This window comes from Desulfitobacterium sp. (assembly GCF_034927245.1).
In the GTDB taxonomy this organism is placed as follows: Bacteria; Bacillota; Desulfitobacteriia; order Desulfitobacteriales; family Desulfitobacteriaceae; genus Desulfitobacterium_A.
In genome coordinates this window covers 35,928-50,748 of sequence record NZ_JAYFQK010000057.1, presented here as the reverse complement: position 1 = coordinate 50,748, position 14,821 = coordinate 35,928, and the positions used below count along the sequence as shown (strand labels likewise).

General features: G+C 45.1%; 15 protein-coding genes. All 15 read left to right on the top strand.

The genetic code is table 11. From position 1 onward, the window contains the following. Window positions 1-190 (top strand): FAD-dependent oxidoreductase (locus VB077_RS14100; RefSeq protein WP_323414907.1); only part of this gene is annotated, 190 nt, incomplete at its 5' end. 80 nt (window positions 191-270) lie between these two features. Beyond that, window positions 271-1,107 carry a methyl-accepting chemotaxis protein gene (locus tag VB077_RS14095; protein WP_323415893.1) on the top strand — a complete coding sequence of 279 codons (837 nt, stop codon included), beginning with the start codon at window positions 271-273 and terminating at the stop codon, window positions 1,105-1,107. 395 nt (window positions 1,108-1,502) lie between these two features. After that, window positions 1,503-2,186, top strand: a complete 684-nt coding sequence (gene sleB, locus VB077_RS14090; protein ID WP_323415892.1) for a spore cortex-lytic enzyme — start codon at window positions 1,503-1,505, stop codon at window positions 2,184-2,186. 11 nt (window positions 2,187-2,197) lie between these two features. Further along, window positions 2,198-3,562, top strand: a complete 1,365-nt coding sequence (locus VB077_RS14085) for a PepSY1/2 domain-containing protein (RefSeq protein ID WP_323415891.1) — start codon at window positions 2,198-2,200, stop codon at window positions 3,560-3,562. Window positions 3,563-3,780: 218 nt separating this feature from the next. After that, window positions 3,781-4,212, top strand: coding sequence for a DUF1934 domain-containing protein (locus VB077_RS14080; protein ID WP_323415890.1), 432 nt, complete (start codon window positions 3,781-3,783; stop codon window positions 4,210-4,212). Next, window positions 4,209-5,894, top strand: a complete 1,686-nt coding sequence (gene argS, locus VB077_RS14075) for an arginine--tRNA ligase (RefSeq protein WP_323415889.1) — start codon at window positions 4,209-4,211, stop codon at window positions 5,892-5,894. Before VB077_RS14080 ends, argS begins: the two co-directional genes overlap by 4 nt. A 93-nt stretch (window positions 5,895-5,987) precedes the next feature. Beyond that, a complete protein-coding gene (gene rpoE, locus VB077_RS14070) occupies window positions 5,988-6,434 on the top strand; it encodes a DNA-directed RNA polymerase subunit delta (protein WP_323415888.1) in 447 nt (148 codons plus the stop codon). Window positions 6,435-6,650: 216 nt separating this feature from the next. Continuing rightward, a complete protein-coding gene (locus VB077_RS14065; protein WP_323415887.1) occupies window positions 6,651-8,243 on the top strand; it encodes a CTP synthase in 1,593 nt (530 codons plus the stop codon). Between the two features lie 118 nt (window positions 8,244-8,361). Further along, on the top strand, window positions 8,362-9,456 hold the full coding sequence (locus VB077_RS14060; protein WP_323415886.1) for a lipid II:glycine glycyltransferase FemX: 1,095 nt from the start codon (window positions 8,362-8,364) through the stop codon (window positions 9,454-9,456). 13 nt (window positions 9,457-9,469) lie between these two features. Further along, window positions 9,470-10,669, top strand: a complete 1,200-nt coding sequence (alr, locus tag VB077_RS14055) for an alanine racemase (protein WP_323415885.1) — start codon at window positions 9,470-9,472, stop codon at window positions 10,667-10,669. Between the two features lie 12 nt (window positions 10,670-10,681). Then, on the top strand, window positions 10,682-11,068 hold the full coding sequence (locus tag VB077_RS14050; protein WP_323415884.1) for a response regulator: 387 nt from the start codon (window positions 10,682-10,684) through the stop codon (window positions 11,066-11,068). A gap of 175 nt (window positions 11,069-11,243) precedes the next feature. Further along, the gene (locus VB077_RS14045; protein WP_323415883.1) at window positions 11,244-11,927 is read left to right on the top strand and encodes a hypothetical protein; all 684 of its coding nucleotides are present in this window, start codon (window positions 11,244-11,246) and stop codon (window positions 11,925-11,927) included. Then, entirely contained in the window at window positions 11,924-12,778 is an 855-nt protein-coding gene (locus tag VB077_RS14040) for a class II fructose-1,6-bisphosphate aldolase (RefSeq protein WP_323415882.1), read from the top strand. The genes VB077_RS14045 and VB077_RS14040 overlap by 4 nt, the downstream gene beginning before the upstream one ends. Before the next feature lie 33 nt (window positions 12,779-12,811). After that, window positions 12,812-13,453 (top strand): fructose-6-phosphate aldolase, encoded by a 642-nt coding sequence (gene fsa, locus VB077_RS14035; protein WP_323415881.1) that lies wholly within the window; start codon window positions 12,812-12,814, stop codon window positions 13,451-13,453. 293 nt (window positions 13,454-13,746) lie between these two features. Next, on the top strand, window positions 13,747-14,739 hold the full coding sequence (glpX, locus tag VB077_RS14030; protein WP_323415880.1) for a class II fructose-bisphosphatase: 993 nt from the start codon (window positions 13,747-13,749) through the stop codon (window positions 14,737-14,739). Window positions 14,740-14,821 lie beyond the last annotated feature (82 nt).

The window sequence follows — 14,821 nt, the reverse complement described above, 5'->3', positions numbered from 1 at the left end:
GACATCCACAGAAGGCTTGGAACTGAACAAACGCGGCAATATTGTCGTTAATGAAGAGACAATGGAAACCTCAATCCCCGGCGTATTTGCCGGCGGTGACATTGTCACCGGTGCAGCAACGGTAATCCTGGCCATGGGCGCGGGAAAGAAAGCCGCTGCGGCAATGGATAATTATCTAAAGCAAAAATAGGAGTTTCCTGCGGTATTTAATAAAGGAAACGGTATAGGAGGCCTTTGGTTGATACAAAGAGTTCACAGGAGAATGCAGAAATGAGTAATAAAATTATTGGTTTGGACGTCCTGGAAGCCTTTACAAAAGTTACGCCGTATATTAATCATTTTATAAATCGGGATATTTTTATAACCGTTATGGATACTGAAAAAGTTATCATCCACCAACCGGCAAAAACGTTTTCCCTTGGCACAAAAAATGGGGATCTCGTCGGGGAAGGATGGGTCGGTTATAAGGCTATGAAAGAGAAAATGACCAAATCACTCGTGGTGGGGAAAGAACTTCTGGGAATACCTTATGAGGCCGTAGCAGAACCCGTTTTTGATGAGAATGACAGGGTTATAGGCTGTATTGTCGTCGGGGCATCGACAGAGGATACAGTAAGGCTCCAGGAGATTATCGGCCAATTCTCCGAGGCCTTTGATCAAGTAGGTTCAGGCATCCAGGAGCTAGCCTCCGGTTCACAGCACCTGGCGGAAATCGGCGAACATCTTTCTTCGGCTTCTCATCATACCCGAGAAAACGTGGAGAAAAGCGATGACATTATGCAGATGATCCAGAGAATAGCCGACCAGTCCAAGCTCCTGGGACTGAATGCAGCCATTGAGGCAGCCAGAGCAGGGGAAAGCGGTAGAGGCTTTACGGTAGTAGCAGAAGAAATGAGACGGTTATCCGAACAAAGCAAAACCTCAAGTAAGAATGTAAACGAGATTCTCCGAAATATTATGATGGACATCGATAATATTACGAACCAGGCCCTGGAAACGAGTACGATTAGTGAGGAGCAATCCTCTTCGACGCAGGAAATAGCTGCAGCTACCCAAGAGTTGAAAGCACAGCTTGATGAATTAACTCAGTTTGTCCATAAACTTTGACACCTTAAATAAAGGAAACTTACTTCAGGTGGAGTTTTGACTCCATCTGAAGTTTAGTTGACTTATCCAGGGACTTAGCGCCACTTATCTCATCCTCACCGCTAAAGTTATTCTGTGTAGTTTGCGGTTCGGCAAAAGTATCCACTGGATACTTTCGTACTTAAGAAGTGGGAGTCTTAGTGGCGGTTAGTCATCGGATAAAATTAACTCCTTTGTTTTAAGCTCCTGACTTTAGAAGATAGAAGCCGAGAAATCGCCGAGTCGCTTGAAATTCAAGTGATTCGGCGATTTTAAATTGTCCTGTTATTTCAGGCTTCCTCTTTTGTTATGATATGGATAATTGAGCCTCGCTTTAGCCACACTAAGAGAGAAATCTTAGTGTGAGGTGAGAAAGCATGACACGCAAGAAACTATGGGTCGGGGGGCTAACTTTAATTCTAGCCTTAGTTCTATCAGGCGTGGCTTACGGGGCTTTAGGGGATCGGCTATTGAGCAGGGGCTCCAACGGTCCGGAAGTTACTGAATTGCAAAAGCGTCTGGTCCAGTTGGGATATCCTATTAGCCCGCTTAACGGCAAATATGGTTCGAAGACCCAGGCCGCCGTTCGGAAATTCCAACAAGACCATGGACTGAAAGTTGATGGCTTGGCGGGGCCGGAAACAATCTCGGAGTTAAAACGATTAACCCGTGAGAGCACAACAGCCACGGGTAAACCGGTTGGCCCTAAAAATGTCGATGTCAATCTCTTGGCCAGGACCGTGAGTGCGGAGGCCAGGGGGGAACCCTACGAGGGACAGGTCGCCGTTGCAGCCGTAATCTTAAATCGAATGAAAGATCCGGCCTACCCGAAAACGGTTGCCGATATTGTTTATCAACCAAAGGCATTTTCCAGTGTGGATGACGGGCAAATCAACAAAGCGCCCACAGCTTCCGCCGTAAAAGCGGCTCATGAGGCGGTCAACGGATCAGATCCTACACATGGCGCGCTCTTTTTCTTTAATCCTGCTAAAACTTCAAATAAATATATTTGGTCAAGACCACAAATTCTCCAAATCGGAAATCATATCTTTACGCGCTAGGAGGGAAAGGGATGAACAGAAGATTTTGGTATGGTGTTCTTGCGCTGGCGCTTGTCCTTTCTTTGGGCTGGGGATGGAACGAATACCGGCAATCAGCGAAGTTTCAGCAGGCCGCGGAAAATCGGAACCAGCATGCGTTTCGGGATTTGGCAAGTCAATTAGATCAGCTGGAAACAGTATTAGCGAAAGGTCAGGTTGCTTCAACCGCGAAGCAAAAGGTGCTGTACTTAAGCCAGGCAGGAAGTCATAGCGAAGCCGCTATGAAAGATATAGCCCAAATTCCGGCGGAGGAAGCGGGGCTCAGCTATGTTGGGCAGTTTGTAAATCAGGTCGGAGATTTTTCGCGAAATGCGGCGCAGAAGGTAGCCGTCGGAACAAATTTAACGAGTGAAGAGGAAAAAACCTTAGCCGATGTTCATGGCCAAGTACAGACAATGAACCGTCAGGTTCAGGAACTGTTAGTACGCGTGGATACAGAAAATTTGGCTTGGACGGATAAACCAAAAACTATCTTGCAAAGATTAAGCCTGGGCAAGCCCCAAATCGCCGAGGCTTCGGCTGAGGGTCAGGATGTTCAACCCACTTCGGTTCGCGCAGGATTGGACCAGCTGAATGCAAGTCTGCAAAAGCTGCCGCCCTTTTCCTATACCGGGGAATTTGCATCTCGTTCTGTGGCAGAGCCGCTCGGCTTGCCCAAGCAAGAGGTTAACAAAGACCAGTCCCTTGAAGCTGCGAATGATTTCCTGAGCAAGGTGGGTTTATCAGGGGTTAATCTGGAATTCGCGGGAGTGAGTTCCGGACCGATGGGAGGATATCTATGGAAACAAGGGGATATCAGCCTAACCGTCAGCAAACAGGGCGGAAAAGTAATAGAATTCTGGAACCAAAGAACACTTCAGGAGCGGACATTAACTGCGGATCAGGGGAAAAGCAAAGCGTTGTCCACTTTAAAGAATTTAGGCTGGACATTGGTCCCAACCTCGGTAGAGGATTATGGGGGCTATATCCGTCTTGAAGTGATTCAGGAACAGGACAAGGTTCGCTGCTATCCGGATAAAATTCGCCTGACCGTGGCTTTAGATGATGGCTCGATTACCGCATATGACTCAACCCCTTACTGGGCGTACCATCATCCGCGTAATCTGACACCGAAGATTACGGTTGATGAAGCGAAGAAAAAATTACGCAGTGGTTTTCAAATCAAGGAAACGGGTTTAGCGGTCATTCCGGTATTAGGAAATCGCGAAGTTTTAGCCTATGAATTTCGTGGAATGTATCAGAATGAAGAGTATTTAGTTTATGTCAATGCCGAAAACGGCCTTGAAGAGAAAATTCAGCGGATTATCCATACCCCGCGCGGGGAGTATTTGCAGTAGATTCTGCAGGGAATTAATATCCTCGGTTAAGAAAGCGAATATATTGGGAAGATTAGAGGTGGCGGGTTTGCCACCTCTATTTTTTTTAGGAATAGTGGGGTTTTGATTCATTCCATCTGAAGTTTAGTCATTGGCTAAAGATTATCTGACAGAAAGAACGCTTTAGGCTATAATTTTTAAAGAAAAGAGTGTCAAAGAGAAAGGGAAGGGGAAAATTATTGCAAAAGTCGGTACGAATTCAGGTGAAAGGGATCCAGATTTATCCCGATGGAAGAGAAGATAAACAGGATTTCCAAGTAACCGGTTCGTTTTATAAGCGTCAAGGGAATTATTATATCTTTTATCAAGAATCTGAGGCAACGGGAATGGCGGGTGTTTCCACAGCTCTTCGGGTTGAAAAGAATAAATTGATATTAACGCGGATGGGTGCCGCGGATCAGCGGCAAATTTTCGAACCGGGGGTTCTTCATCATTCAAATTATGTAACCCCATTTGTTTCCTTATATTTGGGGGCGTTGGCGGAGGAAATGGAGATAAGCTTGACAGAGCTTGGCGGACATATTACTCTAAAATATAAGCTATTTGCTGATGAACAAGAAATCAGTCAAAATACCCTAAAGATTTTAATAAAGGGGGATACTCCTCAATGAGTATATATGAAGAGATTACTGAAAAGGTTTTAGCGAACTTAACCCAAGCGGCTCAGTCTGCACAAACAGCCGGAGAATTGAGTTTTGAGAGCTTGCCGAATTTTGTGTTGGAAGAACCTCGGGAAAAACAACATGGGGATTTAGCCACGAATTTGGCTATGGTTTTAGCGAAACAAGCCCATAAGCCTCCTCGTGAAATTGCGGAAATTCTTATCAAAAATTTATCGACCGAAGGAACATGGATTAAGTCCAGCGAAATTGCGGGTCCCGGTTTTATCAATTTTAAATTGGATACTGCTTGGCTGACAGGAGTAATCCCACAGATTTTAAACCAAGGAGCGGATTATGGAAAAGTTAACGATGGACAAGGAGAGAAAGTACAGGTTGAATTCGTCAGCGCTAATCCGACCGGGCTTTTGCATATGGGAAATGCCCGGGGTGCGGCTTTAGGGGATAGCCTGGCTTCCCTATTGAGTATGGCCGGCTATGAAGTAAGCCGTGAATTTTATATTAATGATGCGGGAAACCAAATCCATAACTTTGCTCTTTCCTTAGAAGCTCGTTATCTGCAACAGCTGGGACGGGATGTTCCTTTTCCCGAAGGGGGATATCACGGAGAAGACCTGATTGATACGGTCAAAGGCCTTATCGCTAAGGTTGGAGATAAATATCTTAATGTTGAAGAGGAGCTTCGGCGAGAGTTCTTAGTTCGTTATGCTTTAGATGAAAAGTTAACGAATATTCGTGAAACATTAACAGATATGGGTGTGCATTATGATGTTTGGTTTAGTGAACAATCCCTTCATGATTCGGGAGCTGTTAAAAAGGCCATGGAGGATCTCGAGAAAAAGGGCTATATCTATGAAAAGGAAGGCGCTCTTTGGCTGAAATCCACTCTATTCGGGGATGAAAAGGATGAGGTCGTAGTTCGCGGCAATGGTACACCAACCTATTTTGCCGCAGATATAGCCTATCATCAGAATAAATTTGAACGCGGATTTAACCGGGTTATCAATATTTGGGGTGCGGATCATCATGGACATGTTGCTCGGATGAAGGGTGCCATGTCGGCCATGGGCTATGATCCGGAAAATCTGGAAGTGATCTTAATGCAGCTCGTACGTCTGATTCAAGACGGCGAAGTGGTTCGGATGTCTAAGCGTTCCGGCAAATATATTACGCTGCGTGAATTATTGGATGAAGTTGGTAAAGATGCGGCACGTTTCTTCTTCCTGATGCGTGATCCGGATTCAACCGTTGAATTTGATTTGGATTTAGCCAAGTCCGAGTCTTCAGATAATCCCGTCTATTATGTTCAATATGCACATGCCCGGATGTGCAGCATTCTCAGACAGGCCGAAGAATTAGGATATCAATATACAGGAATTCCTTCGCAAGAAGAACTACTGCTTTTAGACAGCACCGAGGAACGAGAGCTTCTGAAAAAACTTGCGGAGCTGCCTTCCGAGATCAGTGTAGCGGCACGCTTAAGAGAGCCTCACCGGATGGCGCGCTACGTCCTGGATTTAGCTTCCTTGTTCCATTCCTTCTATAATAGCCAACGGGTCCTTGTCGAAGATGAAAATCTGCGGAAGGCTCGTTTAGCCTTGATTCGTTCGACAAAACAGGTGGTTGCCAATGTTTTGGGAATTCTCGGGGTAACGGCTCCGGAACGAATGTAATCTTTTTTTAATAGGGCAGGAAATCTTTGGGCATGGGTCGAATATATTGATTTAAATTTCAGTGCGATGAGCAGGGAAGGACGGTGGAATTATTTGACCCATCCATTCACACCGAAATCACAATCGTCTGATTCGGATATTGCCTATCATTTTCTTTTAGCCCAAGGCCATACGATGTACTATTCCGATTTAATTCAAGAGGTTCTTAAAGCAAGAAATCTCCCATCCGAACCGGGAATGGTTTCAGCGGTGCTGACGCAGATCAACTTGGATACCCGTTTTACCTACCTTGGCAAGGGGGAATGGGGTCTGCGAGCCTGGGTTACGAGCCGGGGTTCGCGAAAATTATCCGCTGTCAGTTCGTCAAGCAAGGGCTTTACCGGGGATGATGATGAGGCAGATTTGGATGAGGAAAAGGACCTGTCTGTTGAAGCGGATTACGAAGGGGAATCAGATGAAGAAGAGGGAGATTTACCAGAGCTGCAGGAAGTCTCCTATAAAAATCGCTTAAAACGCGCTAATGAGGATTCTTGGAATTAATTCATGGATTATCCGGATTTCTGTCATACTCTGTATTGACAGTTCCGATTAATGTGGCTAGAATTAAGAATAGTTGTTAAAAATAAAGCTAGTGCGTCTTGCGGACTAGCTTTTTTTATGTTTTTGCTCTTATAAAATAACTTCTTGATTATTTTTGACTTTAGAAAAGTTATCTTAAGTGATCTAAAAAGAATGGCCGAGAAAGGATAGGAAAACATGACTAAGTTTATTTTTGTAACTGGCGGGGTGGTATCGTCTTTAGGAAAGGGGATTACTGCGGCCTCACTGGGGTGCTTGCTGAAGAACAGGGGATTAAAGATAGCGATTCAGAAGTTTGATCCCTATATCAACATCGACCCCGGAACGATGAGCCCTTACCAACATGGTGAGGTATTTGTAACGGATGATGGAGCAGAGACGGACTTAGACCTAGGCCATTATGAACGCTTTATTGATGTTCCGGTTTCCAAGAGCAGCAATGTGACGACAGGGAAAATTTACTGGACGGTACTTAACAAAGAACGGAGAGGGGATTATCTCGGAGGGACGGTCCAGGTTATTCCCCATATTACCAATGAAATTAAGGAACGGATTTATCGGGTAGCCCGTGAGTCCCATCCCGATGTCGTCATCACTGAAATCGGCGGAACAGTGGGCGACATTGAATCACAACCTTTTTTGGAAGCGATTCGCCAGATGCGCAGTGATATCGGTCGTGAGAATGTACTCTATCTTCATGTTACTTTAGTCCCTTATCTTGCGGCGTCAGGGGAGCTTAAGACTAAGCCGACTCAACATTCGGTTAAAGAATTAAGAGGGCTGGGGATTCAGCCTAATGTTTTGGTTTGCCGTGCCGAACATGAGATTTCCAATGAAATGAAAGAAAAGCTGGCCCTCCTTTGTGATATTGATTTGGAATCGATTGTTCAGACCATTGATGCACCGACCATTTATGAAGTTCCGCTAACCCTGCAAAAAGAAGGGCTCGATGATATCGTGCTTCGCCACTTTGGCTTGGAAGCACCGCCTGCGGATATGACGGAGTGGAAGGCGATGGTTGAGCGGATTAAATCTCCGTCGCGTGAAGTTGAGATCGCCATTGTAGGCAAATATGTTGAATTGCCGGATGCTTATCTCAGTGTCGCCGAAGCGCTTCGTCATGCGGCGACAGAGCATTCCGCCAAGGTAAAAATCAGGTGGGTTAACTCGGAGGAAATTGAAGAAAAGTCTGCCGAAGATCTTCTGCAAGACGTAAAAGGGATTCTTGTTCCCGGTGGGTTTGGCAATCGCGGTATCGAAGGGAAAATTGAGGCGATTCGTTATGCCCGTGAAAATAAAGTCCCCTTCTTAGGAATTTGCTTAGGGATGCAGTGTGCTATTATTGAATTCGCTCGGAATGTCTGTAAAATGGAAGGCGCCAACAGCACGGAGTTTGATGAAGATACGGCATATCCTGTGATCGATATTCTTCCCGAACAAAAGGATATTGAAGATAAAGGCGGTACAATGCGGCTCGGAGTTTCTCCGGTAAAACTGGGAGAGAACAGCAAAGTTTACGCTTCATATAATGAGAATGTTATTTATGAACGTCATCGCCACCGTTATGAAATGAATAACCAGTATCGCAAGGAATTAGAGGATGCCGGGCTGAGATTTTCCGGTACATCCCCGGATGGACGCTTGGTTGAGGTGACAGAATATCCGGATCATCCTTGGTTTGTTGCGTCCCAATTCCATCCTGAGTTTAAGTCCCGTCCCAATCGTCCCCATCCTCTGTTCAGGGACTTTATCAATGCAGCTTTAAAGTAAGAAACGAATACCAAGAACTTCCATGGCCTTTAGGCCATGGAATCCTTTTAATGCGAGTAGTTTGTGAATCTTCTGAAATGGAAAGAATTTAATAGATTGATTTTGGAGGCTAAAAAGAATGCCCTATACTGCACGTTGGATTGATGCAACAGAAAAGGATCGTTTTGATGAATTTATGGCCCGTCATCCGAAAGGTCATGTTTTGCAAACATGGGAATGGGGAGAGCTCAAAAGCCGGACAAGCTGGCATCCTTGGCGGCTGATCATGGAGGAAAACGGGGAAATTGTTGCCGCCGTTTCGATCTTGGAGCGTAAACTTCCCGTGGTGGGAATTCCCATTTTTTATGCCTCCCGGGGACCTGTGCTTTCTTGGCAGGATGAAAAACTCTTTGATGCGCTCTTAGCTGAGGTCAAGAAATTAGCGAAGAAACGGGGAGCTATTTTCTTAAAAGTAGATCCCGATATTCCCTCATCAGATAAACAGCTTGAAAATTATTTACGCTCTCACGGGTTTAAATCCGCGGAAACGGGCAAAGGTTTTGAAGGTGTTCAGCCCAAATATGTCTTCCGTTTGGACATTTCTCCGGATGAAGAAACTCTACTTAAGCAGATGCATCAAAAAACACGCTACAATGTAAGACTGGCTCAGAAAAAAGGGGTTACAATCCGGATCGGAACAAAGGCGGAGCTTCCGGAATTTTATCGTGTTCTCAAAGAAACCACGGAGCGGGATCACTTCCTTGTGCGTTCTTACAGCTACTTTGAGGATATGTATGATTTGCTTTATCCGGCGGGTTTAGCCGAACTCTTCTTGGCTGAGTATGAGGGTGAGATTGTTTCGGGAACGCTGGCCTTAGTTATCGGAGGAAAAGCGTGGTACTTATATGGTGCTTCTTCAAATGAGCATCGCAATGTTATGCCGAATTATTTAATTCAATGGGAAATGATCCGTTGGGCTAAATCCAAGGGATGCACACTTTATGATTTTCGAGGCGTACCGGGCAATTTGACCGAGGATAATCCGCTTTACGGACTTTACCGTTTCAAGAAAGGATTCAATGGAGATTACACTGAATTCATCGGGGAATGGGATTTAGTTTACCGACCGTTTATTTACACGCTTTGGAACCGTTTAGAACCGGTATATTCGGATGTCGTTAAAGGGATTGTCGGTAAAATCCGGCACATCGGAAAAAACAAGGGGAATCAGTAAAGAAGGTGCTAAGGTGAGCGCGACTTGGATCGAGATTGATTTAGACGCGGTTATCAATAATTATCAAGAGATTGTCAGTCATCTTCAGCCCCAAAGTCGTCTGATGGCGGTTGTCAAAGCAGATGCGTATGGAATGGGTGCGGTGGAGGTTGCTCGTGTTCTTCAGGAAGCGGGTTGTGAAGCGTTTGCGGTAACAACAGTTGCCGAAGGGGTTATTTTACGTGAACATGGGATTGAAGCGCAGATTCTCGTCCTGGGTCCGGTTTTGAAAGATGAATTGAACGAAGCGCTGAAAAATAATTTGCAGTTAACCCTCTCCGGCTTAGGACAGATCGAGGATATGGAGCAGTGTGCTTTAAGCTTAGGGAAAACGCTCCAAGTTCATATTAAGCTGGAAACAGGCATGGGGCGCACAGGCTTCTTTTACGAAAATTTAGAGGACTTAGCCAAAATGCTGGGGGAATGTTCTCGGGTTAAAGCAGTGGGCATCTATACTCACTTTGCTCGCGGTGCGCAAAGAGACCGCAGCTATACCCAAGAGCAATATACACGTTTTCAAAAGGGTGTGAATCGATTAGAGGAATTGGGTCTAAGCGGCCTGCTAAAACATGTCTGCAACAGTGCGGCTTTTTTGGATTATCCGCAGTGGCATCATGACTTTGTGAGAATTGGGACACTTCTGATTGGACACGTTCCCGCCCCCGGTTTTGCCGGCAAGCTTAAGCTTAAGGATCCTTGGGCTGCGAAGACTCGAATTGTTCAACTGCGAAAAGTACCCAAAGGAACATTTGTGGGGTATCAAAGTATTTACAAAACCAAAAAAGAGACGCAGCTTGCCGTTATTCCGGTTGGCTATGCCGACGGATTTGGAGTGATTCCCCATTTTGTTCCCCAGGGATTTTGGGATTTTATTAAAATTGTGATCAAGAATTTCCTCGCCCTTTTTGGAATTTATTTAGGGGGCGAAAATGCAACACTGCAAGGTCAGACTGTACCTGTCGCCGGAAAAGTCGGGATGCAGCTGACGATCTTGGATGTTGGGGATCGTCCTTGCCAAGTTGGGGATGAGGTCATTATCCCCTTGCGAAGGACTTTAGCAAGTGCACGTATCCCTCGCATTTATAGTAAGGAAAAAAGGATTTTTTTAAAAAGAGAGATAAAAGAAGGATATTTACCAGTCAAACCAGAATATGTTAAACTTGACCACGAGTGAAAGGGTGAGAGTATGGCTAATATTCTGGTAGTTGATGATCAGCTGGGGGTTAGACGGCTGCTTTATGAAACGTTTCGCGAAGAAAATCACGAAGTAGTGATGGCGGCTAACGGAAAAGATGCACTCAAGAGCCTTGAAGAATTCAAACCAGATATCATATTGATGGATATGAAAATGCCTGGGATGAATGGGATTGATACACTGCGTGAAATTCGGTCCTTTGATAAGAAAGTCAGTGTCATTATGATGACTGCCTATGGGGATGCTCAAAACATGGAGCAAGCACGTGAGTTAGGAGTGCTTCATTACATAAGCAAGCCTTTTGATCTGTTCGAACTCAGGGATCATGTGCGTGAGATTCTCGAGCAGAAGGAAGTAAGAAGTTCCTCTGCCGGTTAATTTTACTAAGGCTTTTTTGAGAGATTAGATATAAAAATTATATAAAGATTTCTGGGGCTTTCCGCGTTCGGAAGGCTCTTTTTATATCCCATTTGCAGATTTTTTTTGAAGAAAACGATGCAGGAAAACTCCGAGATATGCCGAAGTATAGTTCATGTAGAAAGAGGTGGGAATTATGATCCTGACGACAAATACGTCAGTGGCCATCCAATGCCCAAAATGTGGTGAACTAGAATTTCATGCCCTTTCTCTTTTTGCATTCGCAGGTAAAGGGCGAGAAAATTTATATTGCCATTGTGGTGAACTGCTATTATCGGTAGCCAGTCGTGATCACCGGCATTTTAATGTGTCTTATCACTGTGCATTTTGCGGTGAGGTACACTATTTAAGATTAACACGCGGTGCGATTTGGGGAAAAACGGCATTACCGCTGAACTGTCCCGAGGTTGAATCTTCGATCGGTTTTGTCGGGCCGAAACAAAAGGTTGCTCAAGCGTGTCATGAGCGTGAAAAGTCTATTGGTGAATTAGCGGCGGAACTGGGCTATGAAGAAGAATTTGAAAATCCCGAGGTCATGCTGCGGCTTTTGGACCATCTTCATGATCTGGCTAAAGACGGAGCTTTAAGCTGTGGTTGTGGGAATCGGCATTTGTCTTTCGAATTATTGCCAGACCGCGTCGAACTATATTGTGAAGAATGTGACGCAGTAGGCATAATCTATGGAGAATGCACAGAAAATATTGCGATTTTCGAAGGTATGACATCGCTCAAATTGGAAGAGAATAAAACATGGTTAATCAATCGTCCCCAAAAGACCCCACCAACGCATAAAGATGAACGAGGAGGAGTAAAATTATGAGTTTGGTTCCTGTCGCGGAACTTCTAAAGAAAGCACAGCAAGGACATTATGCCGTAGGTGCTTTTAACTGTAATAATATGGAGATCGTTCAGGCGATTGTAGCGGCTGCCGAGGAGGAGAAGTCTCCTGTTATCATTCAGGCAAGCCAAGGTGCGATTAAATATGCGGGAATAGAGTATATTGCGGCCTTAACTCAATTAGCGGCTGCTCACGCAAGTGTACCGGTTGCCCTGCATCTTGATCATGGCACAAGCTTTACTCAAGTCGTTCAATGTATTCGCAACGGGTTCACTTCGGTTATGATCGACGGGTCCAAACTTCCTCTTGATGAAAATATTGCCCTGACCAATAAAGTGATCGAAGTGGCTCATCCGCTGGGTGTCTCGGTTGAAGCGGAACTCGGGAAAATCGGAGGTACTGAGGACGATATTTCCGTAAGTGATCGTGAAGCACTCTTTACAGATCCAAGCGAGGCTGAACGCTTTGTAAGGGAAGCTTCGGTCGATGCGCTGGCTATTGCGATCGGAACGGCTCATGGTCAATATAAAGGTGTGCCGAAACTTGATTTTGAACGCTTAAAGGAAATTAGAAAACGGGTGAACACGCCGATCGTTTTGCACGGTTCTTCAGGTGTTCCGGAAGATGCCATACGTGAAGCGGTTTCTTTAGGGGTTTGTAAGGTCAATATTGATACAAATATCCGTGAGGCGTTTGTCGCCGCAGCTCGCAAGGTGATGGAAGAGAATCCGCGGGAAATCGATCCGCGTAAAATGCTTAAACCGGCCAGGGAAGCAGCAACCGCAGTGATTCGCGAAAAGATTCGGATTTTTGGCAGCAGTGGTAAGGCATAATTGAAAGAAACCTAAATAGGAGGAATGCTACTGATGCAGTTTTTCTTAGATTCTGCTAATTTGGAGGAAATCACTCAAGCCTGGAATATGGGTGTCATCGCCGGAGTCACAACTAATCCAAGCTTGGTTGCCAAAGAGGGAAAAGATTTTCACACCTTGCTTCAGGAAATTGTACAAGTAGTGGATGGTCCTATTAGTGCCGAAGTCATTGCCCTTGACCGGGATGGAATGCTGAAAGAAGCGCGGGAACTTGCCGGAATGCACCGCAATATCGTGGTCAAGATTCCCATGACAGAAGAAGGATTAAAGGCGGTTAAGGTTCTTAGCCAAGAAGGAATTAATACTAATGTAACCTTGATTTTTAATGCGGTTCAGGCATTGCTCGCAGCCCGAGCGGGTGCGACCTATGTCAGCCCTTTCTTGGGACGATTAGATGATATTGGGGAAAATGGCTTGAACCTGGTGGACGACATTTGCGATATCTTTAGTATTCACGCGATTGATACCAAAGTGATTGCCGCCAGCATACGAAATCCGGTACATGTAACTGAATCCGCCAAACTCGGTGTGGATTTTGCCACTGTTCCTTTTAAAGTATTGCTTCAGCTATTTAAACATCCGTTAACCGATGCGGGAATTGAAAAGTTCTTAGCGGATTGGAAAAGACTCGGATAAAGTAAACTTGCTTTCTGCAAGTGATAACGCCGCAGGAAGCTTAGTTGCCCTTATCCTGCCGGACTTAACAACATGCATCGTAGGATAAAGTAAACTTGCTTTCTAATATTATTTTAAGGTCCCTTTTTGAAGGGATCTTTTGCATGTTTAGCCATAAAGTATTCCTATTTAGCTTGAAACTCCATAAAAAGTATGGCACAATAAAAATCGATTCCGAGAATTATGATGAACAAAAATTCAAATTTGTTTGTTAATATTTTAACGTTTTAGGAATATGAAAGTGGGGGAGCATCTTGGAAAGAGAGCTAACGATGGAATTTGCCCGTGTAACAGAAGCAGCAGCTTTGGCATCTGCTCGTTGGGTTGGACGTGGGGATAAGGAGGCTGCGGATGATGCCGCAGTTGAGGCCATGCGTTCGGTTTTCGATACCATTCATATGGACGGTACGGTTGTTATTGGTGAAGGAGAAATGGACGAGGCTCCTATGCTTTACATTGGGGAGCGCCTGGGTACGGGTGAGGCACCTGAACTTGATGTAGCTGTCGATCCTTTGGAAGGAACGAATATTGTGGCAAAAGGCTTGTCGGGAGCCATTGCTGTAATGGCCATTGCCGAAAAAGGCGGACTTCTGCATGCCCCTGATATGTATATGGATAAGATTGCCGTCGGACCGGCAGCGAAAGGCAAGATTAATATCGATGCCCCTGTGATTGAAAATCTCACAAATGTAGCCAAAGCCCTTGGCAAGAATATTAACGATTTAGCGGTTGTTATTATGGATCGTCCCCGCCATCAAAAATTGATTAAAGAAGTAAGAGAGGCCGGTGCTCGAATCCGCCTCATAACAGATGGGGATGTTTCCCCGGCTGTGGCTTGCGGGATTGAAGACAGCGGCGTGGATATGATGATTGGAGTCGGCGGTGCACCCGAGGGCGTTTTAGCAGCTGCAGCTTTGCGGTGTTTAGGCGGAGAAATGCAAGGTAGGCTTTGGCCGGAAAATGATGATGATATAGAACGGGCAAAGAAGCTTGGAATTGATGATGTCAACAAACTTTTGACCTTGGATGATTTAGTAAAATCTGATGATGTATTCTTTGCCGCTACCGGGATTACGGAAGGGCCGCTATTGCGCGGAGTAAATTTCACGGCACAGGGAGCTTCTACTCATACTGTTGTGATGAGGGGAAAAACCGGAACTGTTCGCTTTATCGAAGCCCAGCATCGCTTTGATAAGAAACCTAAATATGCGATGAAGGGCGTTTTAATCAAAGATACAGAGGCATAGTATTTAATCACCGAAGTTTGGAAAGACTAAAGTTTAGTCTGCTTTTTGCGGAAATATTATCCAAAACTGAGGTGCTTCCAAA

Coding starts and splice junctions, on each gene's coding strand:
- VB077_RS14095 (WP_323415893.1), top strand. CDS start 271: ATGAGTAATAAAATTATTGGTTTGGACGTCCTGGAAGCCTTTACAAAA.
- sleB (WP_323415892.1), top strand. CDS start 1,503: ATGACACGCAAGAAACTATGGGTCGGGGGGCTAACTTTAATTCTAGCC.
- VB077_RS14085 (WP_323415891.1), top strand. CDS start 2,198: ATGAACAGAAGATTTTGGTATGGTGTTCTTGCGCTGGCGCTTGTCCTT.
- argS (WP_323415889.1), top strand. CDS start 4,209: ATGAGTATATATGAAGAGATTACTGAAAAGGTTTTAGCGAACTTAACC.
- VB077_RS14065 (WP_323415887.1), top strand. CDS start 6,651: ATGACTAAGTTTATTTTTGTAACTGGCGGGGTGGTATCGTCTTTAGGA.
- VB077_RS14060 (WP_323415886.1), top strand. CDS start 8,362: ATGCCCTATACTGCACGTTGGATTGATGCAACAGAAAAGGATCGTTTT.
- VB077_RS14050 (WP_323415884.1), top strand. CDS start 10,682: ATGGCTAATATTCTGGTAGTTGATGATCAGCTGGGGGTTAGACGGCTG.
- VB077_RS14045 (WP_323415883.1), top strand. CDS start 11,244: ATGATCCTGACGACAAATACGTCAGTGGCCATCCAATGCCCAAAATGT.
- VB077_RS14040 (WP_323415882.1), top strand. CDS start 11,924: ATGAGTTTGGTTCCTGTCGCGGAACTTCTAAAGAAAGCACAGCAAGGA.
- fsa (WP_323415881.1), top strand. CDS start 12,812: ATGCAGTTTTTCTTAGATTCTGCTAATTTGGAGGAAATCACTCAAGCC.